18 protein-coding genes are annotated in these 14,540 nt (G+C 53.2%); 2 read left to right on the top strand and 16 right to left on the bottom strand.

Features of this window, described 5'->3' with window-relative positions; all coding sequences use genetic code 11:
* Positions 1-434: 434 nt before the first annotated feature.
* Complete coding sequence (locus LOH54_RS12570; RefSeq protein ID WP_231019454.1) at positions 435-1,646, top strand: OmpP1/FadL family transporter; 1,212 nt, start codon at positions 435-437, stop codon at positions 1,644-1,646.
* A gap of 175 nt (positions 1,647-1,821) precedes the next feature.
* Positions 1,822-2,643, top strand: a complete 822-nt coding sequence (locus tag LOH54_RS12565; RefSeq protein WP_231019453.1) for a hypothetical protein — start codon at positions 1,822-1,824, stop codon at positions 2,641-2,643.
* Between the two features lie 164 nt (positions 2,644-2,807).
* On the opposite strand, the gene LOH54_RS12560 is transcribed toward LOH54_RS12565, so the two are convergent.
* The 16 genes from LOH54_RS12560 to LOH54_RS12485 all read right to left on the bottom strand — a co-directional run bounded on the left by LOH54_RS12560 (position 2,808) and on the right by LOH54_RS12485 (position 14,497).
* Positions 2,808-3,767, bottom strand: coding sequence for a DUF302 domain-containing protein (locus LOH54_RS12560; RefSeq protein ID WP_231019452.1), 960 nt, complete (start codon positions 3,765-3,767; stop codon positions 2,808-2,810).
* 53 nt (positions 3,768-3,820) lie between these two features.
* Complete coding sequence (locus tag LOH54_RS12555; protein ID WP_231019451.1) at positions 3,821-4,261, bottom strand: MOSC domain-containing protein; 441 nt, start codon at positions 4,259-4,261, stop codon at positions 3,821-3,823.
* Positions 4,254-4,778: a thioredoxin family protein gene (locus LOH54_RS12550; protein ID WP_231019450.1), complete on the bottom strand. Its 525-nt coding sequence runs from the start codon at positions 4,776-4,778 to the stop codon at positions 4,254-4,256. The genes LOH54_RS12555 and LOH54_RS12550 overlap by 8 nt, the downstream gene beginning before the upstream one ends.
* A 7-nt stretch (positions 4,779-4,785) precedes the next feature.
* A complete protein-coding gene (gene soxZ, locus LOH54_RS12545; RefSeq protein WP_231019449.1) occupies positions 4,786-5,091 on the bottom strand; it encodes a thiosulfate oxidation carrier complex protein SoxZ in 306 nt (101 codons plus the stop codon).
* Positions 5,092-5,132: 41 nt separating this feature from the next.
* Positions 5,133-5,585 carry a thiosulfate oxidation carrier protein SoxY gene (locus LOH54_RS12540; protein ID WP_231019448.1) on the bottom strand — a complete coding sequence of 151 codons (453 nt, stop codon included), beginning with the start codon at positions 5,583-5,585 and terminating at the stop codon, positions 5,133-5,135.
* A 22-nt stretch (positions 5,586-5,607) separates the two neighbouring features.
* Positions 5,608-6,792 carry a c-type cytochrome gene (locus tag LOH54_RS12535; RefSeq protein ID WP_231019447.1) on the bottom strand — a complete coding sequence of 395 codons (1,185 nt, stop codon included), beginning with the start codon at positions 6,790-6,792 and terminating at the stop codon, positions 5,608-5,610.
* On the bottom strand, positions 6,773-8,086 hold the full coding sequence (gene soxC, locus LOH54_RS12530; RefSeq protein ID WP_231019446.1) for a sulfite dehydrogenase: 1,314 nt from the start codon (positions 8,084-8,086) through the stop codon (positions 6,773-6,775). The genes LOH54_RS12535 and soxC overlap by 20 nt, the downstream gene beginning before the upstream one ends.
* Positions 8,087-8,436: 350 nt before the next feature.
* Entirely contained in the window at positions 8,437-8,712 is a 276-nt protein-coding gene (locus LOH54_RS12525; RefSeq protein WP_231019445.1) for a type II toxin-antitoxin system RelE/ParE family toxin, read from the bottom strand.
* Positions 8,709-8,927 (bottom strand): hypothetical protein, encoded by a 219-nt coding sequence (locus tag LOH54_RS12520; protein WP_231019444.1) that lies wholly within the window; start codon positions 8,925-8,927, stop codon positions 8,709-8,711. Before LOH54_RS12520 ends, LOH54_RS12525 begins: the two co-directional genes overlap by 4 nt.
* Positions 8,928-8,967: 40 nt before the next feature.
* A complete protein-coding gene (locus LOH54_RS12515) occupies positions 8,968-9,552 on the bottom strand; it encodes a DUF2231 domain-containing protein (RefSeq protein ID WP_231019443.1) in 585 nt (194 codons plus the stop codon).
* A 126-nt stretch (positions 9,553-9,678) separates the two neighbouring features.
* The gene (locus LOH54_RS12510; protein WP_231019442.1) at positions 9,679-10,704 is read right to left on the bottom strand and encodes a hypothetical protein; all 1,026 of its coding nucleotides are present in this window, start codon (positions 10,702-10,704) and stop codon (positions 9,679-9,681) included.
* A gap of 9 nt (positions 10,705-10,713) precedes the next feature.
* Positions 10,714-10,983 carry an HP0495 family protein gene (locus tag LOH54_RS12505; RefSeq protein WP_231019441.1) on the bottom strand — a complete coding sequence of 90 codons (270 nt, stop codon included), beginning with the start codon at positions 10,981-10,983 and terminating at the stop codon, positions 10,714-10,716.
* Positions 10,961-11,434, bottom strand: coding sequence for a cyclic pyranopterin monophosphate synthase MoaC (gene moaC, locus LOH54_RS12500; RefSeq protein ID WP_231019440.1), 474 nt, complete (start codon positions 11,432-11,434; stop codon positions 10,961-10,963). Before moaC ends, LOH54_RS12505 begins: the two co-directional genes overlap by 23 nt.
* A 309-nt stretch (positions 11,435-11,743) precedes the next feature.
* Complete coding sequence (gene mobA, locus LOH54_RS12495; protein WP_231019439.1) at positions 11,744-12,337, bottom strand: molybdenum cofactor guanylyltransferase MobA; 594 nt, start codon at positions 12,335-12,337, stop codon at positions 11,744-11,746.
* A gap of 31 nt (positions 12,338-12,368) precedes the next feature.
* Positions 12,369-13,220, bottom strand: a complete 852-nt coding sequence (locus LOH54_RS12490) for a hypothetical protein (protein ID WP_231019438.1) — start codon at positions 13,218-13,220, stop codon at positions 12,369-12,371.
* An 8-nt stretch (positions 13,221-13,228) separates the two neighbouring features.
* On the bottom strand, positions 13,229-14,497 hold the full coding sequence (locus tag LOH54_RS12485; protein WP_231019437.1) for a 3-isopropylmalate dehydratase large subunit: 1,269 nt from the start codon (positions 14,495-14,497) through the stop codon (positions 13,229-13,231).
* Between the last annotated feature and the right edge of the window lie 43 nt (positions 14,498-14,540).

Below are 14,540 nucleotides of genomic sequence, written 5' to 3'. Positions count from 1 at the left end.
ACTAGAAGCGTGGCTCCCAGGTTACCCATCTTCTATAGTTTTTTTTACTGCTGTTTCATCTCGACAAGAGCATGTCAAGAAAAACTAATGCATGCAGATAGAGTCAAATAACACATTAATATATAACAGGAAAAGTAAAAATACTGTTTCGAAATGAAACAATATGATAAAATTCTCAAAAAAATCTCTCTTTTGTATCAAAAACAAAAACACTCAGAAACAGCTTTTTTCTATGCTTAAAACCGCCATTAAGATAAGTTATAAGTATAAAAATCTTTTATTTCCCCATTTTTCTTGATTACGATAAAAAAAATGATAAGTTTCTGTGATAATGCATTATTTATATTCAGATTCAATTTATTTTTGCCTCTCTATAATGATCCGAGTTGAAAGCGAAGGCTTTCTGTCGAATAACTGTATTCGTAGGAGTATAAATGACACGTACAATCAAATTGGCTGTTGCAGCGGCTATGGCGTTGGGAGCAACATCTGCTTTTGCAACAAACGGTGACCACCTGATCGGTCTCGGTGCGAAATCACGTTCGATGGGCGGTGTAAGCATCGGGATGCCGTTCGGTGCAGAGTCCGGTATTAACAACCCTGCGTTATTGAGCAGCGTCAAGGGGACAGAGATTTCGTTCGGTGGTACACTCTTTATGCCGAATGTAAAATATAACGCCAATGACGGCAATGGCATGCAAGATAGTGCTGCGGATCTGAATGTGATTCCGGAAGTTTCTGTCGGTAATAAAGTCGGTGATCACTTCTACTGGGGTATCGGTATCTGGGGAACTGCCGGTATGGGTACGGATTACCGTAGTGAGAATTCTCAAAGCACCATGAATATGGTCACCGCTCTCCAGTTGATGCAGCTGGGTGTGCCGGTCGCTTATGAGATGAACGGACTCAGTGTCGGTTTCACTCCAATCCTTCAGTATGGTGCTTTGGATATTAATTACAATGCCATGGGTACGACTGTCGGGGAGGGGCTGGCACAGGACCTGAAATTTACTTACAATTTTGGTCTCTCCTATAATGTCGGTGCATTGACACTCGGTGCGGTCTATCGTGCGGAAATCCCGATGAAGTACAAGGGGCAGATTTCCGGAGCTACTGGGCCGTTCGCCGGTTTGGGGATTCTGCCTGCTCCATTCGGGGATGAACTGACACAGCCTGCGGAGATCGGTGTTGGGTTCTCATTCAAGATTACCCGCGAAAATACCATCGCGTTTGACTATAAGCAGGTTAAATGGGGTGACGCTAAAGGCTATAAAGACTTCAACTGGAAAAACACGGATGTATTTGCCGTCGGATACCAGTTTGAAATAGACGGGTATGCGCTGCGTGCGGGGTATAACCACGGTACACAGCCGATCGAAGAGGCAGACGGCACGACACAGGCAGGTGCTGCCATCAACGTCTTCAACCTCCTTGGGTTCCCGGCGGTCGTAGAAGACCATATTACGGCGGGTGCTTCCGCGCCGCTGACAGAGCAGCTCTCCGTCGATCTGGCGCTGACGTACGCACTGGAAACGAAAGTTTCATTCGATACTTCCGCCCTTGACGGCATGGGGATGACAGGACCGAGCAATGAAGTAAAACACTCGCAGTCCGGTGTCACGTTCCAGTTGACATACGACTTTTAAAAGAACCATACCTCCACACTCCCGCTCCCGGGCGGGATCCATTGAATCATTGGCATCAGACACTATGACGCATAGAAGCAGGATATTTCCGTGCCGAATTTTCAATGAAAGCGAACAAGCAGTGACGCTTTTCTCCCGGGAGGGCAGAGGTGCAACCAATAGAAAGGAAAAGAGAATGAAAGCATTGTTGATTTTGTTGGCCGCCATCTTGTTTTGGGTGGATGCCCATGCTGCGGCCGAACCGATTGGCGAGAAAGTGAGTGCCTATTATTACGCACCCTATCAAGATAAGGCTGCCGTAATGTCGACGTTGCAAGCGGCAGGGTTTGAGATTGTCGGGAGGTATGCGACAACAGATAAGAGCGAAACGATTGTCATGACGACTGAAGCACTCAAAGCAGCTGCAAAGAAACCGGGGCGCGGTTTCGGCGCGGTCCTCCGTGTGCTCGTGGATGGTGAAAACCAACGCATCGCCGTCACGAATCCGGTCTATTTCGGGAAGGCATTTTTCCAGTCGGAGTATGATCACACCCTGGGCGACACGCTGACAGCGGCGCTGCAAAAAGCGCTGGGTGATCTCAGCGTATCCGAGGATGCTTTCGAATACGACAAACTCGCCGGCTACCATTTTATGATCGGTATGCCCTATTATGAAGACACGTACGCGCTGGCAGAGGGTGACACGCAAGCTTTGCTTTCAAAGCTTGAGACGTATAATGACGGCCGTTCGGTTGTCTTTAAACTGCCGCTTGGCGAGGGCAAAGTGCTGGTCGGGTACGCCCTGAGTGATGAGACAAAGTCATTCGTTAAGACGATCGGTGCGAAGAATGCCGAGATTTTGCCGTATACGATCCTGATCGAAGAGGGTAAAGCACAGGCTTTGGCGGCAAAATACTACATTGCCATCAGTTATCCTCTGCTGAGCATGGGGGAGTTTATGCAAATTGTCAACACGCCGGGTGCGATTGAAGAAGAGCTTTCGACACCATTTAAATAACAATGCGGCCTCCCGGCTGCATAGCTATTCCTCTTTCATTTCAGCCAGTGTTCTACAGGCTTAACCAGCACTCTTTTGTATCATATATGTTGTTGCTGTCGATTAGGGGATTGCTGGGTGTGATCGTGTGAAGATGGTTGAGGACGGTCCTGCCGTCCCGAGCGTTATTCCGTAATGCCGTTAACCGTATCGATGAAGAGGTTTTCCGCTTCGATCAGAGGGTCTAGAGAGGTTTTGTCTGCAATATCCGTCGAAGCGATCCAGTTCTGAACGGATGGGAAGCCCATATGGACAGTTTTTTCTCCATGTTTCTTGTAGAGGAAAAAGGTACAGGGCGCGAAGGCACCGACTTCCGGATGGGTTTGATGGATCGGGAAGATGACGTCGAGTTTGCAGACAGAATAGGTGTCATAAAAGTCATAACTATCATCATCACGCTCCTGCAGCTCTTCGTTGACGTCGATAAACCCTGGGAAGAGAAAACCAATGGGCTCCATCTCTCCTTCGAATTCAGCTTCAAAGTCATCTTTGGCATCAAGAACAGATCCATCCTTTGGAGCCTCAAATACGGCCTTAAAGGTCACCGAAAGGGGTGTGGCAGGGTCTGCGACCTTTTGATAGGCCAGCGACTTGAAATGGCCCCCAGGAAGGGCGGCACGCAGCGCCTTCTCCATTTTAGCTGCCAGGGCGACAAGGTCGGGGTTGTTCATTGGGATCTGCGTCATACGCGAAAGACCGCGCAAGGAGAGGACGGAGATATTCATGCTCCCTTCATTATCCTGCCAAATAGACATGGAGAGCGGCGTCAGCAGCCCCATCAGCGGATTAACGGCGATCAGTTTGGCGGAGAGATCGGGATCGTGAATGGTCGCCAGGCGGTAGACCGGGTAGTGCGTCGCACCGAACCGGGCTTTGAAGGGCTTGTTCATGTCGTTGTTGCCATCGATCAGAAAACCGGCTGCTTCAAAGGCTTTTTCTATGCTTTTCCCGGTAATTTTCCCGCCGCTGTTTTCAACGGTAAAGATCCGGATATCCTGCTGTGTGTTCGTATCGGTGGCGGCGGTGCTGATCAGCAGTGTCAGGGACAGTACTGTCCAGAGAAGGGTCCTTGCAAACGGTTTCATCTCACTCCTTCGTGATAAGTTTGTGAGACTAGTGTAGCGGCAGAGTCCTTAATTCAGAGTATGGTGACTGTATCACCTTTTTTTATTTTACCGCCCTGGAGTGTTTTCGCAAAAATACCGCGGTCGTTCTTGAGGAGCTCCGGCAGTCTGGCGTCGACTTTGCCGAGGCTGCTGCAGAGGGTGCAGTTCTGGGTGATGGCGACGATCGTCTCACCGATCTTCAATTGCTGGCCAGCCTGAAGGTGATAGGGACTGATATCGATGACAATGTTCTCTCCCAACGAGCCGTAGGGCATTGTGATGCCTTCGTCGGCCGCCATGACGTAGCTGGCCTCTTCGGAAGTGATCAGAATGGTACGGTTGAGGTTCTTGCCGTAATATTTATCGCCGATAATACCCTGCTCGTCGATTTCGATCATATCATACTCATGACGCCCTTCAACCCCTTTCAGGGCATGAAAAAGGCCCAGGACCTTTCCTTTGTGCTTATTCACTTTTTCCCTCCCGTTTAAAGCTGTCATAGGTCATGCTTTTATGCGCACCGCTGCTGACATAGTCGAGCATGTTCAAAAAATCCTTCTCTTCGACATATCCCGGTGCGGCAAAGATGATCTCCCCATCGGCATCCAGAAAAAGCGAGGAGGGGTAGAAGTTGTATCCGACATGTTTGGCGAAGTCGTGTCCGCTCCCCTTGAACTCCTTGAACGCCACGGTGTCATCGTCGTTGATGTTGATATCGACAAGTTCAAAAGAGGATTGAATCAGGGATGCGACTTTGTCGTCGCCGAGGGTAAATTCATACATTGCTTCACAGTAACCACAGTCATTTTTGTGAAGCCAGACTAGGAGGGTCTTCTTCTGCTTGGCCGTATCGATTGCTATACGGTTCAGGTCGATATCGCGTGCGGACAAGGAGAAAAAGAACGACGTGAGAATAAAAAGAGTGATGAAGTGGTGTTTATACACTGTTGGTGCCTTGGAGAGAAAGCGGTGGGACGCCGAAGCGTCCACCCGGGGATTATTTGATTTTGGCTTTGGAAGTCTTGGTGTTGCCCTTGAGGTCAACCCAAGTCATCACGAGTTCGTCACCCGCTTTGAAGTCGCCTTTGAACGCGAACTTGAAGATCGGGTTCTTGGAGAGGAACTGGCTGACAGAAGCGTCCATAACAGTTGCCGCGCCGACTTTGGCGTCGATGTGCGTGATGAAGTTCGCGTTGTTGCGGTCGCCGGTTTTCTTCTCAGCGATATCGTATGTCCACATGTCGTGCTTCGCCATCGCTTTTACAGAAACAACATTACCTTTGAGTTTTGCTTTGATTCTCATGATATTACCTTTCTATTTTCGTTTTCTATAGGCGAAGGCGATCAGCCCTCACAACCACCGAGTGCAACGTCGAGTGTTTTGGAGCCGCTGTAGAGCTTGCCGTCGTTACCCTGTACGATTGCTGTGATCGTACCGGAAGCTTTCATCTTGATCTTGATGGAGAAGTCGATGATGCTGTACTCGTTGAGGTCGTAAACGATAACCGCAGATTCCGGGTTGACGTTCTGGACGATCATGACGGATTTTGCAGCGATGTCAGACTTGACATCAACCGGAACCGCACCACCGTTGCTTGCAACGTCCGGAGCGACGACTGTGACGCCTTCAGCGACAGTAGCCGTTGTGCCGTACATCGCTTTGAGGGCGTCGTCGACAGTTTTTGCTGTCCAAACTGTCGGCTTGGATTTACGGAAATCTTCCGCACGGACGCTTGCCGGTACAGCAGCCAGGGCGCAAGCGCCAGCTGCGAGAGAGAGGAATGTTCTTCTTTGCATATGTTTATCCTTTGGTTGAGATTTATTTGCTCTGGCTGATCATGTAATCAACCACCGCCTTGAGTTTGTCGTCAGACAGGTCTGTGCCCCCCTTCGGAGGCATACCCATGTCAGTACCGTTGATGGCACGGGCATAGACCTTGTCCATACCCTTGCCGACAACAGCGTCCCACGCCTTCTTGTCGCCGACCACCGGAGCACCCATGCCCGCAGCACCGTGGCAAACGGCACAGCTGGATTCATAGGTATTCTTCGCTTCGAGGTCTACACCGCTTGTGTTCTCGACCTTCGGAAGGTCACGGACTTCGGAGAGCGGCGGAAGGAACTCTTTCTGCTCGATAGAGATTCCTACGACTTTCGCAGTCTCTTTTTGACAGTTGCTCATACAACGCTCGTCGGCAGAAGCGATTTTCTGCGCACCGAAGTTTGCAGGATCCGCGAAATAAGCACGGACGTTCTCAAGACCGTTTGCACCGTCGATGACCGGTTCGAAACCGTCTTTGTTCGGCATAACGATCTTCGCGAATTTCTCCTGGTCGAGGACATATTCGTAATCAACTTCTTCGCCGTCGATCTCCATCTCATTGAGGTTCATGATATAGGCAACGAGTGCATAGACTTCGTCTTCAGTCAGGCTGCGTGTATCCGGATGCGGCATACCTTCCATGATGTACCACCACAGGGTGCTCGCTTCCGGCCAGTAGTTACCGAATACGCGGATCGGACCTTCCATGTCCGGACCGGTACGCTGGTGTTTCAGTGTGGCCATGTTGTCGTATGCATTCCCTTTGGAGAGCGCCGGATAACCGCCGCCGCCGGAACCGAAGTCGCCGTGACACATGACACATTTGGCTTCGTAAACTGCTTCACCCTCTTCGGCTGTACCTTCGCCTTTCGGCGGCAGACGCCACGGTGTTACCGTTGTGTTCCATGCTTCGAGTTCGTTGGCTGTCGGTGTACGTCCGTAGGTGTAACCGCCTTTTTCCGCTGCTGTGTTCACATAGTACGGGCCGCTTTTGTCGTTTACGGTTGCATAGTAGCGACCGCCGTCAATGACGCGCTTGCCGTTTGCATACGTGAGGACATTGTCGGCACTGGATGCAGTCGGTGCCGCAGCGTCGCCGCTTTCGACACAGCCGGTAGCGAGCATGGCTACCGCTGCCGCTGCGGAAGCACCAAGAATAAATTTACGATCGAACTTGAACATTGTTTACCTTCCCTTCTGCAGTGACTTCCCATGAGGCGATACCGTTTCTATGGTAAACGGATTCAACACCCATCACTGCGGTTTCTTGATCGATTGTCGGCTGGATGTAGCCTGCGTCGTCGCGTGCGCGGCTGGCGAGGATCAGCGGCTTGCCTTCGTACTTGTACATAAAGCTGAAGCGTGTCCAGGACTTCGGAAGGACGAGGCCCTTGAGGTTTGCTTCTACCCAGTTGTTGCCGCCGTCGAAGCTGATGTCGACGCCTTCGATCGTACCCATACCGCTCCATGCGAGACCTTCGATCTCGACCATGTCGCCGGCTTTCAGATCCGTCCACGGTTTTTCCGGACACGGTGAAGTGATGATGGAGTTGACTTCGTTCGCATAGAAGTGCTGGATCGCTTTGCCTGACGGCTTGAGTGCCGTATATTTCGCTGTTTCTTCTTTCGCGTAGAACGGTTCAGCGGCGAATTCGAGGCGTCCGAGCCATTTGACACAAAGGTTACCTTCCCATCCCGGGAGGAGGAGACGGACAGGGTAGCCCTGCTCCGGGCGAAGCGCTTCGCCGTTCTGGCCCCAAACGATCATTGCATCGTCAAGCACCTTGTCGACAGGAACCGTACGGCCCATGTGTGAGCTGTCGATACCCTCTGCTAGCATCCATTTTGCACTTGGCTTGAGACCGAGGTCTTTGAGGATGTCTTTGAGGTAGACGCCGGTCCACTCGGCATTACTCATCATCCCTTTCGCAAACTGGATGGAGTTGAACTGCGGTCCACGCCATTCCGGACCGCCGTTTGCCGGACACTCGACGAAGTGAACGCGGCTGACGTTCGGGTAGCGCTTGAGCTGATCAAGCGTCAGAACCAGCGGCTTTTCGACAAGACCGTGGATCATCAGGCGCCATTCACTCGGGTTGATGGTCGGGATACCACCGTGGCAGCGGCTGAAGAAGAGGCCGTTCGGCGTCATGATACCGCTGAGGTCCTGGATCGGACACATCGCGATGGATGCCTGCCAGTTCCCTGAGGAAAGGAGTTTCGCGTTGCGGCGGGTGATGTTGTGCTCGTACGGTGAAGGCATACCGTAGCGGTTCTTAGTGACCGGGTAACCGATCTTGTGACCCCAGTCCGGTGTATTCATAATGACCGGGTCATCTTCGGCCATCGCACGTGTTCCGGAGAGCATTCCGGCACCGGCGATCGCCGTGGCTGAGAGTGCGGCAGTTTTCTTGAAGAAGTCTCTTCTTTCGGCCGACACGTTTTCAGCATCGTGTTGAGAATGTTCGTTTCTCATTCTTCCTCCCTTTTATATTAATAACTTTACTATTTACTATTTCGATAGTCATAAGACCAAAACAGCACATCAACTTCCGGCAACAAATTGTTATTCGGCTGTTGATGTGCTGTCTTTACAGGTGCTGAACCCAATATCACGATCTTATCAAACGTAAGTATACAATACGAAACGTCTATAAAGAGTGAATACGAAACCGCAGCGCCGGATATCGTTACCAAAAGAAACAATAATGGCGGTAATTGTATGACTTAAAAATATTATTATTATAAATATGTAAAATTTAAATAAGTATAGCTTAAAATGCGACGTTTTAGTTATTAATACAAAAAAATTAAAAAGTGTTAAGTTTACACACGATTGTCAATAATTCCCAAAAGCACGAGGGCCGCTCCGGCTCGATCATAATAAAAGGGAATAGTACACCCCTGATGTTCAATGTCCCGCACCTCAGTATCACCAAAATAGATTGACGGTTTGTATTTCTGCGCTTTGCTCGGCAGGTTGAGCAAGATGGTGTCGAGATAGAGCTTGAAACGTTTCGCCTCTTCGGGATCGCTGTCGGCGATCGTCAGGAGAAGCGCTTTGAGCTGTTCGGTGAAGAGCGGTGTGGCGACGACTCTCATGACCGCTGCTCCGCAAGCCATGCATCAATGTCTTCGATGGTTTCATGATAGATCTGAACGGCATCGGGGGAAGTGTGGTAGCCGTCGAGGGCGAGGCGGACGCGGCAGCGAAATGCATCGTAGCGCGCATCCAGCACCCAGGCCTTGTCGGCGGGGAGGGATTGTTTCAGTGTGTCGGCGTAAGTGTCATCCACGAGCAAAAGCAAGGTCTGCATGGCATCTCCTTTTGCGCGATTGTAACACGGGGGAGTTGAATTACTCTCCCTCTTTTTCCGCTTCTCCGTAAATTGCCTGAACCTCTCCGGAGAGGGTATTGATATTGTATACCGCGTCCTCATAGGCTTCGACCTTTTCGTCGCAGTCCTCCGTATCCTCCGCAGTCGCGCCCGCCTCTTTCAGGGTGCTGAGCATCATTTCGGCTTTGAACGGCATCCCGTGGTTGTAGACGATCTCGCCTCCGTCTTTACCCTGTACGAAGGTCATGACCGTGGCCGCGAACAGAAGCAGAATGGCAACGGCCTGAATCGCGAACTTCTTGAGCTGGCAGCCCAGGAACTGCACAACGGCGATGAGGGAGAAGGCAATCGCCAGGTAGAGACCGAGGTTTTTGTGCTCAAGCAGTTCATGTTTTCCGTCTTTGCTGAGATAGTCAAAGATCTCCGGTCCGGCTTTGGAACCGGTATACCATGCGGCGATCATCACGAGGGCGGTAACGACAAGCATGCGCGCCGTAATCTTGGAGAGCCCCTCTTTGCGGGTGATGAGAAAAAGAAGTCCGAAGACGGCGGTGACGACGGGAAGCGCGATGGCGAAGTGGGTGAGAGGTGGGTGCAGTAGCATAGGTGAAACTCCTTGATGTTTTCGGTGCAAAGCACCGATATTCGAACAGATTATATTAAAAGGGGGATACCGTACGCTTAGCTGTTGACCTATGCTATAAAAATAAGAGTTATTTAAGAAAAAAAGTTATTTTTTGTCGATCTTACCTTTGGCGTTTTGCAGGGCGCCTTCCAGAACCGTTTTGGCCGAGCGCCAGGCGGAGATGCCGACGCGCTTGGCCTCCGCTGCGGTTTTGGAGTTGAGGACCTGGGAGCGGGAGAGGGCCTGGCTGAGCTGGCTGCGCATCAGGTCGACGGTCTCTTTGGAGACTTCGACAAGTTCTTCAAGATCGAAACGGATCTCTTTGGCGAGTTTTTCGAGCAGGGCTCGGCTTTCAGGGGTGCACTGCAGCGCTTCATCCTGCAGGATCTGTGTGAAGAGCACATCGGTACGGAGCAGCTCCGTCTGCATCGATGCCGTCAGCTTGAGCTCCTCGGGCATGAAGAGGAGCTGCTTTTTCAGACGGCGGATGGCCTTGATAAGGCCGCTGCGTACGCCCCGCAGGGTCCCGAGAAGGATCGCTTCGGCCTGGTTCGGTGTGGCTTCGCCCACTTCGACGGCACTGTGGAGAATACTGCCGATGACCAGGCGGATGCGTCCGGTCTCCAGCGGCCCTTCCCCCAGGGTCTCAAAGGTGACCTCCTTGCAGATCTCCTCGACCGTCTCTTCGATATCGTGGTTCTTCTCGAGAGTGGTGATGATCGCGGATTCGACCACCTCCTCGAGCATGTCGAAGAGGTCGATGGATTGGAGTTTGACCTGGTGCAGTTTTGCCTGGGCGTCACCGGGGGCGTCGCCCAGGATGCCCTCCAGCGCATTGAAGATCTGATGTTTTTCGTCCTGGATCCGTTCGCTTTTGCGCTCGATCTGCCGTTCGATGCGTTCTTTCTGCACGAGCAGCGCCTCCAGATCCTCCTGAAGGGCCGCCGTCTGCTCGGCCAGGATCGTATTGACGACGAGCCGGATCTCCGGGAGGGTCAGGTCGGTCTCGTTCAGGCCGTATTCACTTCCCAGATAGCCGATGAGGTCGACGATGCGAGCATCGAGTTCCATCGGCGCTTGGTTCTTGTAATGATTGCGGATATCGCGCTGCAGTTGTTCCAGGTCCAGCATCGGAGCCTCCTATAAAACCATTTTGACGTGTTGGTGCGCTTTGAGCGCTTCGTAGATGAACTGGCGGTCATCTTCGTTGTGTACAAGCAGCTCCAGGTTCAGGCTGATGTATTTGCCGGTGCGGCTTGTATTGGAGTGGGCGATTTTATGCTCGCGCTCCAGAATGACTTCATGGATGGCGTTTTCGAGTTTTTCGCGCTCTTCGCCGACAACCTTGTAGCACCAGCTACAGGGGTATTCCAGTTCAACTTTCTGATCAAGTTCGTTGATATTCACCACTTTTGCCTCCTCGCTTCGTTTCGAGCTGTACGTCGGAGATGATCATCCCTTTATCGATGGCTTTGACCATGTCGTAGATGGTCAGCAGACCGATGCTGACGCCGGTCAGTGCCTCCATTTCCACCCCTGTCTGCCCCGTCAGCTTGGCGGTGACGCTCAGGCGGAAGCCCGGCAGTTCCGGCAGCTCCTCCACGTCGCAGTTGATCCCGCTGAGGTTCAGGGGGTGGCACATCGGGATGAGGTCCGAGGTTTTTTTGGTCCCCATGATCGCGGCGATCACGGCCGTTTGAAGGACAGGCCCTTTTTTGGTGCGCTCTTCGACAATGGCACTGTACGCTTCGGAGCTCATCGTGATTGTACCGCTGGCGACGGCCACGCGTTCGGTGGGCGCTTTGGCTGAGACGTCGACCATCTTCGGCCGGTCTTTTTCATCCAGATGGGTCAGCTGCATATATTGTATCCCGTTTTTAACGCTATCTTATAGTAAAGCCGATTAGAAGGAACTTGATGGCGAAAAGTAGAGTATAAGCAGAGTATTGTTCAATAATTAATCATACTGTTGGATTAATTGTGGATAATTTGTTCTATGATTTGAATGTGCACAAGGATATGCCTTTTGCCGACGAAGTTTTCAAAGCCAAACATCGCGTCTTTGGGCACTATAGCCGCCTACTATAGGTAAGCCCCATGATTGATGTATCATACAACAACGTTTCTCCTCTTCCGCCGCCCTTTGGCGGCACCTTTTCTCCTACAATATTTACTTTTTATCCAGCATCTTCAGTGCCGCTTCGTATTCGTGCGGGTGGTTGAGATTGCTGAAAAGCTGCTCATCGCCAAAATCGACATAACGGACCCGGCTCTCCGAGAGCATCCTGCCCAGTTTATGATCACCGGAAGCGGCCATTGCTTCGAAACGTGCAAGCAGGCTCCGGTGGTAGATGCCGCAAAGCGGATGCGAGCCCCTCGCGGTCCTGGCGATGACGGCATCAAGCTCTCCGCTGTCGTGTTCAAGCAGCGTGCGAATGACCGCGGCATCAATGAAGGGGGTGTCGACGCTGAGTGCGAAGATACGCTCCGCCCCCAGACTTCGGAACGCGGTGATAAAGCCCGCTGTCGGCGCAGCATCCGTCAGGGAGGGGTCGTCGGGGAGATAGGGGAGCCGTTCCGGATAGCCTTCGGTTGTTTTGACGGAGAGGAAGGCGGAGTCGAAGAGGGGAGAGAGCCGGGCGTACTGGTACTCGGCGAGGGTGGCGAAACCGTCAAAGGGGAGCAGGGCCTTGTTGCGGCCCATCCGGGAGCTCCTCCCGCCGGCAAAGATGATGCAGGGGAGGGGAAAGGCGTTTTCAGGCATGTGGCGCTCCTTTGGTGAACCGGGCCGTCCGTCACTCCCGGCCGCAGTCGGTGACGGCAAAGCGGTCGATGCTGATGTCGCGGCCGACGAGCATGACGCGGACATCGCTGTTATGCACCAGCTGCCGGAGCAGCGACGGATCATCGGGGATATGAAAAACGAACACCGGGATTTTCCCGAGCTGTTTGCGGGTATTCTCCCCGTAGATAGGCTCGTCGACGCTGCCGTAGTTCATCGCGATACCCGTGATGTTGAAGGCGGCGTAAATCATTTTGTAGGCGCTAAGAACAATGGAGGCGACCGGGTTGCCGTCGGCAAGCGGGAAAGTACCGAGGAGCGTTCTGAAGCCCGCGTCGGTGTACAGGGCGAGGGACAGGGGGTTGGAGCCTTCGATGTAGAGACGGTCATGCACGTTACCGTTGACTGCAATGCTCTCGAGCCGTCGGATCGCTTTTTGGGTCTCCTCACCGCTTAGGTGGTCGAGGTTTTTGAAATCGAGCCAGAATGCGTGCCCTTCGCCCAGTTCCCTGAACAGAGTCTCGAGGGTGAAGAGACCCCCCTCTTTTTCCGTGTAGACCGTCCGTCCGTCCGGACCTTTGCGGGGGTGGCCGTGGCCGATGATGAAGCGGTCCGAGGCCGTATCATAGCTGAAGTCGACCTCGACACCGTGGGCGCCTGCTTCGAAGGCGCGGCGGAAGGCCGTCAGGGAGTTGCGTTCTTGTTTGGTGTCGTAGAGTCCGCGGGACGACCAGACCTTATGACAGCTGTCGTAGACACCGTCGTACCGTTTGGCCGCGATCTGGCGGTCGGCGAAATAGACCGCCGCGTTCCAGGCGATGACGATGACAAGTACCGTACCGAGCGTAATCGCCTTCCAGGACATGGCGTAACTTAGTCGATCGTAGCCGGGTCGGTGATGTAGCCGGTGATGGCCGAGGCGGCGGCGACGGCGGAGTTGGCGAGGTAGACCTTGGAAGAGCGTGAACCCATCCGGCCGACGAAGTTACGGTTGGTGGTGGAGATGGCGACTTCATTGTCACCGAGGATCCCCATGTATCCGCCAAGGCAGGCGCCGCAGGTCGGGTTGGAGACGACGCCGCCGGCATCAACGATGGTGTCGATGTAGCCCAGTTTCGTCGCTTCGCGCAGGATGCGCTGCGTGCCCGGGGTGACGATGAGACGGACGTCTTCGTGTACCTTTTTGCCTTCCAGGATCTTCGCGGCGATGCGCAGGTCGCTGAGGCGGCCGTTGGTACAGCTGCCGATAAAGGCCTGGTCGACCTTGATGTGGTCGCTGACGGCCTCGCTCAGGCTGTGGCCGTTGGACGGCAGGAACGGGTAGGCGATGACCGGTTCGAGCTTGTCCACGTCGATCTCAAGCACCTGGACGTAGGCCGCATCAGGGTCGGAGTGGTGGATCTTCGCCGGGCGCGCCAGTGTTTTGTCGGCCAGGAAGGCTTCGGTGATCTCGTCGACGGCGACGATCCCGCTCTTGGCCCCTGCTTCGATCGCCATATTACACATGCTGAAACGGTCGTCCATGCTGAGGTGCGCGATCGTGTCCCCGGTGAACTCGAGGGTGCGGTAAAGCGCGCCGTCGACCCCGATCATGCGGATCACTTCGAGGATGATGTCCTTGCCGGTCGTGAAGGCCCCCGGTTTTCCGGAGAGCACGACTTTGATGCTTTCGGGCACTTTGAACCAGTTGCCGCCGGTGACCATGGCGAAAGCGAGGTCGGTGGAGCCCATCCCGGTGGAGAAAGCGCCCAGGGCACCGTGGGTACAGGTGTGGCTGTCGGCGCCGATGATGACGTCACCGGGGACGACGAGGCCCTTCTCCGGCAGCAGTGCGTGCTCGATGCCCATATCCTTCTCGTCGAAGAAGTGCTTCATCTTGTGCTTTTTGGCGAAATCGCGGCTGATACGTGCCTGGTTGGCCGAAGCGATATCCTTGGCGGGGATGAAGTGGTCCAGGACGATGGAGAAGCCGTCGGGGTTGGCCAGTTCGGTGGCACCCGCGTCTTCGAACGCCTTGATGGAGATAGGCGTCGTAATGTCGTTACCGATGACCATATCGATCGGCACCCGAACGATCTCGCCCGCGTAGACGGTTTTGCCCGCGTGCTCGGAGAAGATTTTTTCGGTGATAGTCTGACCCATAATTGTTTGCCTTGTCCGGCGGAGATAGAGTTTCCGCGCAAAA

It is taken from the genome of Sulfurimonas sp. HSL-3221, from assembly GCF_021044585.1.
GTDB classification, from domain to species: Bacteria; Campylobacterota; Campylobacteria; order Campylobacterales; family Sulfurimonadaceae; genus Thiomicrolovo; species Thiomicrolovo sulfuroxydans.
Note: the sequence above shows the minus strand (reverse complement) of the source record. Positions and strands in the feature narration are given on the sequence as shown.